Raw genomic sequence first — 8814 nt, forward strand, 5'->3', positions numbered from 1 at the left:
ATAACAGCCCCCTGCCTTTATCGGAGAAATGACCATGCCTGGAGAAGAGATTTTTGACAGTATTCGACTCAGAAGCGACAGCGTCGATTTTACGCAATGGCCCAAACTGAGCTGTGGTGATGCCAATCAGTTAGATCTGGATGTGAGTGACCTGCGCCTGGATGGCGATCGCTCCCTGCAATTTCAAGGCAATGGACAAATTCGCACAGCGGGTAGTCTTCGCATTTTGACCGACAGCCCTGTTGCTACGGAAAGGCTCACGATTCTGCCCAACGGGAATGTAGGCATTGGTAATGTGGCACCCACCACCAAACTAGAAGTCAGCGGCACTGTAAAAGCAAACCGCTTTGAAGGTAACTTTGCTGGCGATGGTTCTGGTCTCACCAATCTCTCGGTTACGCCAAGTCAGTGGCAGAATGGCGCAGGTGGCATGATTTTCTATAGCGCAGGCAATGTTGGCATCGGCATAACACCGATCGCTCCTCTCCATATTGCTGGTGGCAATTGGAACCCCGACAATACAGAAGGTGACTTGAGGCTAGGCGACACCACTTACAAATTCAAAATAGGCATTGCCAGAGGGGGTGGCGGTGCGGGGGATGTTCGATTACGTGCCCAAGGTGGAACTAATCGCCTCATGCTGGGTGGAGGAGCGTTTGACGCTCTGTTTATTCAAAACAACGACGTTAGTGTTCCATCCGGGCGCTTAAGTTTTGGTGCAACAGTTCGCCAAATGATCAATTTGTGGAATCAAGAATACGGGATTGGTGTGCAATCCGGCACCACTTATTTCAGGTCTGGGGCTAATTTCTGTTGGTTTAAAGGAGGATCTCATAATGATGCACGGGATAATCCAGGTGGTGGCACCCGACTCATGGCTCTCAACGAATTTGGTGATTTAATTCTCTCAGCCCGTACCAATCCCAGCGTTAGTCCATCCGGATCGCTTTGTCGAGCGTTAGTGGACGGTGGCAGAAAGTTGATCATTAACATTGATAATGACTACTCCCAAGGTGTTGATATTGTTAATGGCCGATTTGTTTCCTCTCGCGCATTGAAGGAGAACGTTGTTGAGCTATCCATGGAGGAAGCAACAGAGGCGTTGCACGGTCTTAATCCGGTGAGGTTTAGCTATAAAACTGACGCCGAAGGAAGCCTCCATACTGGCTTTATTGCAGAAGATGTTCCAGATTTACTGGCATCGTTGGACCGAAAATCAGTTGGACCGCTAGACGTAGTAGCGGTTCTCACAAAGGTCGTACAGGAGCAGCAAGGTGCTATCGCGGCAATGACAGAGCGCCTTCAACAGTTGGAAACGCGCCTTCAAGCCGATGACGGTTGAGACAGATTCATCCATCAATCATCTATCAACGGCAAGAGTCAGGCGAATGCTCCGTCAATGGTGATTGTTATGTCACAGATCGATCGATTGTTTGAGCATACTGCCCAAACAATGGATTTGACAAATGGTTTCGCAATGCATCTTTCCGTCGGCTGGCACGTTAAAGTTTGAACATCCTCGTATGAGCAGGACGGTCTTATGGGAGATCAGCGATCGGATCAAACGAACATCCTCGAAAGCAGTCGGCAACGGAGTGCTATGCCAGCCTCTAAACCGCCGATTCTTTTCCAAGGTGCTGCTCATCCACTCCTTCAACTGCAACGACAACTCGGCAATCGTGCTGTTACCCACCTCATTCAAACCAATCTCATTCAGGCGAAACTCAGCGTCAGCCAGCCCAACGATCGCTATGAGCAAGAAGCCGATCGTACGGCTGAGACTGTGATGCGGATGCCTGATCCGATCGTGCAGCGCCAACCGTTTGAGGAAGCAGCGATTCAGGCGGCACCGATCGGACGTATCACCCCACTCATGCAGCGACAGGCTGAAGAAGAAAAGGAACCTGTCCAGTTATTGCAGCGACAGGAAGAGGAAGAGAAAGAGCCTGTGCAGATGCTGCAACGACAGGAAGAGGAGAAAGAACCGATTCAAATGTTGCAACGACAGGAAGAGGAGAAAGAGCCGATCCAGGCAAAGGCTACTCATGCAACGCCTGACGTGTCATCCAATCTGGAAACCCAAATTCAGTCGATGCGTGGTGGTGGGCAACCGCTACCCGCTTCTACTCGCGACTTTTTTGAACCCCGCTTTGGCTATGACTTCAGCGGAGTCCGCGTCCACACCGGCTCCCAAGCCAATGATGCGGCTCGCCAACTCAACGCCCAGGCTTTTACGCTACGTCAGGATGTCTTTTTTGGCGCGGGTTGCTATCAACCCGACACTTTCCAGGGACGATCGCTGCTGGCACACGAACTAACCCATACCGTGCAGCAGAACCCAACTACGCCCCTGGCAGCGAAACGCGAAATTATTCAACCGCAGTCCGAAGGTGAGCACACGTCCTCTCCCTTGCGAGTGCAGAAAAATAGCGCGATCGACCTTTCCTCCAAGTTCTCTCCCCCAATTCAGCGGAAAGTAGGGGGTGGCAAAGCTCCTACATCGCCTGCTCAAGACCCGGCATTTCAGGCAGTGGTCAAAAAAGCAAAAGCCACTGCTAAACGACAAAAGCAGCATCCCTCGGCCAAAAGTAAGGCCACCGAAGCCCAGGCGGCGGCGTCTCCCCCCGCAAACGATGTGGGTAGCAAAGCCGCGGGTAAACAGGTGCAGCAGATGGATCAGCAGCAACCCAAGGCCTTTGACCGAAAGACCTTCAAAGCTGCCCTCGTGGCTAAGATTGCCGCCGCTGCCCCCAAAACGCTTGAGGAAGCCGACAATTTCAAGGAAAGCGGTAAAGTTGGGGCTGTCAAAGGTGAGCTAACCGGACAGGTGACTAGCAGCAAGCAACAGTCGGGAGGGGCGATCGAGGCTAAGGTCAAAGGCACTCCCGACCCCAGTGGAATTACGTCCAAAGCCGTGACTCCCTTGCCGCCCAATCCGGTGGGTGCCCCTCCTGGAGCGGTGAATGCTGCCCAAGCTGTGCCCAAGCCCAAAACTGCCGCCGAGGTGTCACTTCAAGCTGGGAGCCAGTCTCTTGACCAACAAATGGCTCAAGCCGAGGTGACAGAAAGCCAACTGAAAAAATCGAACGAGCCGGATTTTAAGACAGCAGCAACTGCCAAACAACAGGCGCAAAAAGATGCTGTCACTGCTCCTCAAGCCTATCGCCAGGGTGAACAGGCGGTATTAGCGCAAGCACAAGCGCAGGCAGTCATGATGGCAAAGACGCAACTGACGGGGATGCACGCCGTGCGTGGGCAAGCGCAAACTAAAACCACCACTGCCCAACAGCAAGCCAAAACCCAGGATGAGCAGAAGCGCAAGGACGTCGCGAATGAACTTCAGACGATTTATGCTCAAACCAAGAAAGCGGCTGAAGACCGCCTTGCCCGCTTAGACACCGAGGTCAACCAAGCCTTTGATTCCGGGGCTACGGCCGCCCAGCAAAGTTTTGAGGATTATGTTACCCGGCGGATGAAGGCCTATAAGAATGATCGCTATGACAGGCTGGGCGGGAGCGTTCTGTGGTTAAAGGATAAACTCGCGGGTTTGCCGAGTGAGGTGAATGTTTTTTATCAAGAGGGTAGAAAGCTTTACATTGCTCAGATGGATGCGGTGCTCGAGCGGGTTTCTATTTTGGTCGAAAAGGGGCTGAATGAGGCGAAAGCTGAAATTACCAAGGGCAAAAACGCAATTGAGAAGAAGCTATCGGAACAGGAACCCTCTTTACGGAAGGCGTTGCAGGAGGATGCCCAAACGATTCAAGGGCAGTTTGATCAGTTAGAGCAAAGTGTTGACGATAAGCAAAATCGACTGATTGATTCTTTAGCCCAAAAATATAACGAAAACTTGCAGGCGATCGACAGTCGCATCGACGAGATGAAAGCCGAAAATCGCGGCTTGGTCGATAAAGCCATTGATGCCGTTGCCGGAGTGATCAAAACCATTTTAGGGCTGAAAAATATGCTCCTGAATGTGCTGGCAAAAGCCGCCTCGGTCATTGGCAAAATCATCAAAGACCCGATCGACTTTCTGAGCAACCTGGTGTCTGGCGTGAAACGGGGCTTTATGAACTTTGTGGGGAATATTGCCTCACATCTGCAAAAAGGATTGATGGGCTGGTTATTCGGCGCGATCGCCGAATCCGGGATTCAGCTTCCAGAAAGCTTTGACCTGAAAAGCATCCTCGGTCTTGTTATGCAAGTGCTGGGGGCAACTTGGGCGTTTATTCGTGCCCGTGCAGTGAAAATTTTGGGTGAAAAAGTGGTCACGGCAATGGAAACCACTGCCGATATTTTCAAGATCCTGATTACCCAGGGCATCGTAGGGGTATGGGACTATATCAAGGAGCAAGTCAGTCACCTCAAGGATGTGGTAATTGAAGGCATCCAATCCTTTGTCACCGACAGCATTATTAAGGCTGGAATCACCTGGATTATTGGTTTACTCAATCCTGCTGGAGCCTTCATCAAAGCCTGCAAGGCAATCTATGACATCATCATGTTCTTTGTCGAACGCAGGAGTCAGATTATGGCCCTGGTCAATGCGGTGCTTGACTCAGTTGGAGCGATCGCCGATGGCGCGATCGGCGTTGCCGCCAGTGCTGTAGAAAATGCCCTCTCTAAAGCCGTTCCCGTTGTGATCAGCTTCCTGGCTGCCCTGCTGAATGTAACTGGCATAAGCAAGAAGGTTCGAGAAATCATTGAGAAAGTTCAGGCACCCGTTAGCAAGGCGATCGACTGGCTGATTAATAAGGCGTATAACCTGGTTAAAGCCGCTGGAAAACTGTTGGGTTTTGGTAAAGAGAAGGATAAAAGCACAACATCAGAAGCTACGGATCCAGAGCACGAGAAAAACGTCAATACGGGACTAGCATCAATTGAGCAGGAAGAAAAAAAATATCTCAACGATGGAAAGCTTTCCCAAGAAGATGCCGAGAAAGTAGCAGCTACGGTCAAGAGAAATCACCCAGTTTTTAAGTCGCTCACTATCTGTGATGGCGGTGAGTCCTGGGACTACGACTATGTAGCAAGTCCAAGAAAACGTAAGAAAGGTGAACCTAAGTCAACAATCGGTAAAGCGAATCTGAGTGAACTAGATGGATGGCGACCCCGATGGCGAAGCAGCACCAATGAAGAGTTGGCAGCACGAAAGGAGGCTGACAAATATTTTTATATCAGAGGTGGAAAAATCCGCATGAAAAAAACAGCTGATGTCAACCGACGGCATATTGTCTCTTTTGAAGTAATTGTTAAAGATCTCAAAGCGCGGGTAGATGGAAAATCATTTAACGAAGCTAAAAAGGCATTGGTGAATCTTGGTGCTAAACCAAATGGGAGTAACAATGAAGCTATTCTCGCCGCCAGTAAAGAGTATCTACGTGAGAAATTCAACGACCCTAAAAATGTATGGGTAGGAGACGCTACGGAAAATCAAGAGCTTGGTCAAAAAATTTCCGCTTTGATGCGAGATTTAAAGACGGCTCAAGATGAGCTTCGATCACTCAAAGGAGAACCAGCTAACGTAATTAGAAAAGAGCGACCCAAGATTATCGCAAAAATTACTCGTATTATTGATAAACTCCAAGGCGTTCGTCTAGACATACCACGAGGCAGAACTGTTAAGGCTGCTGCTGAATACTTAGATATGTTAGAGGCACAGCGTCAGCGAGAAATTGATCTGATGATTACCATCGAAACTTAGTTAGTGCAAATCGTAGGATAGCTTAACGTCAGCTAACCTATCCCTTTCGTCAACCATAACTGCCCCACCCCAAAGCAAAATTTACTGGCGTGATTGTCTTTGAGAGGGAAGGGGCGATCGTCCTGCTTGATGTGGAGTTGCGATCGCAATTGACGATCTAAAAGCCGCAACCCTTTTGGTCAACCCAATTCAGCAGACGCGATCGCCTCAAAATCGTGGCGTTGCGCGATCGCGGCTAGAAGGGGAGAGGGGGCGATCGTCGTCGTTGCAGGTTTCGCTCAGGTGTGCGATGTAGCCCACCCAAGTCGTCCCACAACGGCGACGATAACGGACTTCTGTGGGGTATGGCAACGATTCGTGTTAAAAATGAGCCCTTTGCTCTGAAGTCCTCATGGGAGCGGGAATTCAGGGTTTGAGACGACTTAACTTGTCGCCGTTGGAAGGATCGGCGCTTCAAAATAAATCGTTGGCGGACAGCGATCGAGATTGAGATCATACATACCAAAGCGATTCACATGGTGTGTCCAGTAACGTCAGTTCGGGTTAAGAACGCTGATGCAGTGCTGATCGGCTGAAACGCCGCAAACACGTTGGCGAAAACTTGACATCGGCAACGATGGAATAGGGGTTTCAGCTTATCCCGAACTCACGTTAAACTCAATGCCTACTTTGAACAGAGATGATGATCGCTCTCACTACCCTCAGGATTAGTCCTCAAATAATCCTGTACCCAGCTACAGCCACGCGCTAAGAGTTCATTGAAAGTCAATGTTTCAGTATTCCAGAGTCTTACTGTTGTATCGGCACTAGCAGACGCGAGGGTTTTTCTATCCGAGCTGAAGCTCACATCGCGAACCAGATCGGTATGTCCCATAAGAGTTTTAAGCAGCGTACCATCCAGGCTCCAAAGCCGAATCGTTCTGTCTTCACTAGAGGAGGCAATTTTGGTGCTGTCTGGGCTAAACCTGACCCGTCAAACAGCTTGTTGGTGTCCTGCAAATGTTTTGATGAGAGTGCCATCTAATTGCCAACGTTTGACTGTGCCATCTTCACCACCCGAAAGGAGCGTCTGTCCGAACCCGTCTGAGGAGGCTGCACCAATAGGGCTAAAGCTGATGCCGAGCACCTCCGATTGCTGCGCGTCGAAGGTGCGAATCGCCTGTCCATCCTGGCTCCACAGTTTAATCGTGCCGTCAGAGCTACCAGATGCAATGGTTTTGCCATCAGGGCTAAACGCGATTCCCCAAACCCGCTTTCGATGACCTTGAAGCGTTTGGGGCGGCTTTCCATCTAAATGCCAAAGCTTGATGTTGCCATCCAGAGCATTCCCGGTCGCCAGAGTTTTACCATCAGGACTAAAGCTAACCGTTAGAAAAATTGTTTCGTCCTTAAACTGCCGCAGTTCCTTGCCATCCAAACTCCACAGCCGAACAGTGCCGTCTTCACCCGCTGATGCCAACGTTTTACTATCTGGACTGAAACTGACATCCAATATACTTTTGGTCTGTTCTGGTAGCGTGCGTTTGAGTGTGCCATCAGCACCCCAAAGCTTGACGGTGTGATCTTCGCTAGCAGAGGCGATCGTGTTGCCATTTGGGCTAAATTTGACCGCCCAAACCGGATCCGTGTGACCTGTCAGCACATTTTGCAACACTCCTTGCATACTCCAGAGCCGGATTGTTTTGTCCCAGCTAGCAGAAATGATGGTTTGACTATCGGAGCTGAACTCCAAATCGGTAATCGTGTTACTGTGACCTGCAAACGTAGTCAATAGTGTCGCCTTCGAGGTTAGCGGTGCCACAAGCCAAAGTTTAAGCAGGTAGTCGTCACCCGCCGAGACCAGCATTCTGCCATCGGGGCTGAAATGGACTGCTTTTACAGGCTTGCGGTGCCCATCCAGACCCGCTAATGTTTGCAACGCCTGACCGTTGCGATCCCAAAGCCGAACAGTTTTGTCTGTGCTACCGGAGACAAGGAATTGACCATTGGGGCTAAAGCTGAGGGTCCAAACCGAATCTGTGTGACCGTTAAGTATGTTCAGCAACTGACCGTCGCGGTTCCATAGGCGAATGCTAGTATCCTCGCCCGCCGAGGCAATGGTTTGTCCATCAGGGCTAAAACTGAGCGCTAACACAGCCTTTTGATGCTCTGACAGCGTCGTTAACCGCTTGCCGTCACGAGTCCAAAGCTTCACGAGACGATCATCGCCTGCTGAAGCCAGGACTTTACCATCGGGACTAAACTGAATGCTTTGGATTCTGCGATCGCTCCCTTGCCAGCTTTGCAACACGGTGCCATCCAAACGCCATAGTTTGATGGTTTGATCAAGCCCTGTGGAGGCGATCGTCTTTCCATCAGGGCTGAAGCTCACGCTCAAAACGGTGTCCTTATGCCCCTTGAGCGTGTTGACTAAGCTGCCATCCAGTCGCCACAGTTTGATAGTGTTATCGGCACTGGCTGAGGCAATCAGACCGTCACGGCTTCTGCTGACTGCCATCACTCTGGCTGTATGACTTTGAAGGCGATTGCGTTCGCGGACGTTGTAAACAGCTTGTTGGAGCGCCGCTTGAGCTTGCAGGCGTGTCTCAACATCCAGTTGGGGCATCTGCTGCACTTGTCGAGCCGTACGGATACTGATGAGTAACGCTTCAAAACGTTGACGAGAGGCGAAGCTAGCATTTGAGAGCGCTATATTAGCTTTAATGTCATTGATTTCTGCCTGAAGCTTCTGCGCTATCGCTGCTTGCTTTTGTGCTGCGGCATCTCTAGCATACTGGTAAGCAGCCCAGCCAGTCAGCGCTAAGAGCACGATCGCGCTTCCTAAAATCACAGACCCAACCTGAATACGCTGTCGAGCCTGTTTGTCTGCTGCTGTGAATGAGCAGAAAATATAGCGCAATTTGCAAATGAGTTGCGCAACGAGTGAGAGCAGCTCCAGTCTAGTGTTCTAGCTTCTGATATAGCGGTGAGCAGGTTAATCAAGTACAGTAGCAGGCATGGGTAAACCAACTGCGTACATCGTCTAAGGTAATCTGCCCTAAGCCTTGTGCAATGGCTTGATGTAAGGTTGCAGCGGTACGAGCTTCAGCCTCTCTAAGGAACTCCTTCAACTT

Annotated in this window: 5 protein-coding genes; 2 read left to right on the top strand and 3 right to left on the bottom strand. The window is 50.3% G+C overall.

Annotated elements, in window-relative coordinates:
* Positions 1 to 34: 34 nt before the first annotated feature.
* The gene (locus H6F76_RS22185; RefSeq protein ID WP_190511573.1) at positions 35 to 1342 is read left to right on the top strand and encodes a tail fiber domain-containing protein; all 1308 of its coding nucleotides are present in this window, start codon (positions 35 to 37) and stop codon (positions 1340 to 1342) included.
* Between the two features lie 198 nt (positions 1343 to 1540).
* Positions 1541 to 5701: a DUF4157 domain-containing protein gene (locus H6F76_RS22190; protein ID WP_190511575.1), complete on the top strand. Its 4161-nt coding sequence runs from the start codon at positions 1541 to 1543 to the stop codon at positions 5699 to 5701.
* 207 nt (positions 5702 to 5908) lie between these two features.
* Here the strand turns inward: H6F76_RS22190 and H6F76_RS22195 are convergent, their stop codons facing one another.
* The 3 genes from H6F76_RS22195 to H6F76_RS22205 form a co-directional block, all read right to left on the bottom strand.
* Positions 5909 to 6052 (bottom strand): hypothetical protein, encoded by a 144-nt coding sequence (locus H6F76_RS22195; RefSeq protein ID WP_190511577.1) that lies wholly within the window; start codon positions 6050 to 6052, stop codon positions 5909 to 5911.
* A 313-nt stretch (positions 6053 to 6365) separates the two neighbouring features.
* Positions 6366 to 6575, bottom strand: a complete 210-nt coding sequence (locus H6F76_RS31600; protein ID WP_199322289.1) for a hypothetical protein — start codon at positions 6573 to 6575, stop codon at positions 6366 to 6368.
* A gap of 99 nt (positions 6576 to 6674) precedes the next feature.
* Positions 6675 to 8531, bottom strand: coding sequence for a WD40 repeat domain-containing protein (locus tag H6F76_RS22205; RefSeq protein ID WP_190511579.1), 1857 nt, complete (start codon positions 8529 to 8531; stop codon positions 6675 to 6677).
* Positions 8532 to 8814: the final 283 nt, after the last annotated feature.

Origin of the sequence: Leptolyngbya sp. FACHB-321 (assembly GCF_014695975.1) — a bacterium.
Taxonomy (GTDB): Bacteria; Cyanobacteriota; Cyanobacteriia; order Leptolyngbyales; family Leptolyngbyaceae; genus Stenomitos.

Excerpts from the sequence above, each read along its gene's own strand:
- H6F76_RS22185 (WP_190511573.1), top strand. The coding sequence starts at position 35 with ATGCCTGGAGAAGAGATTTTTGACAGTATTCGACTCAGAAGCGACAGC.
- H6F76_RS22190 (WP_190511575.1), top strand. The coding sequence starts at position 1,541 with ATGGGAGATCAGCGATCGGATCAAACGAACATCCTCGAAAGCAGTCGG.
- H6F76_RS31600 (WP_199322289.1), bottom strand. The coding sequence starts at position 6,575 with ATGGGACATACCGATCTGGTTCGCGATGTGAGCTTCAGCTCGGATAGA.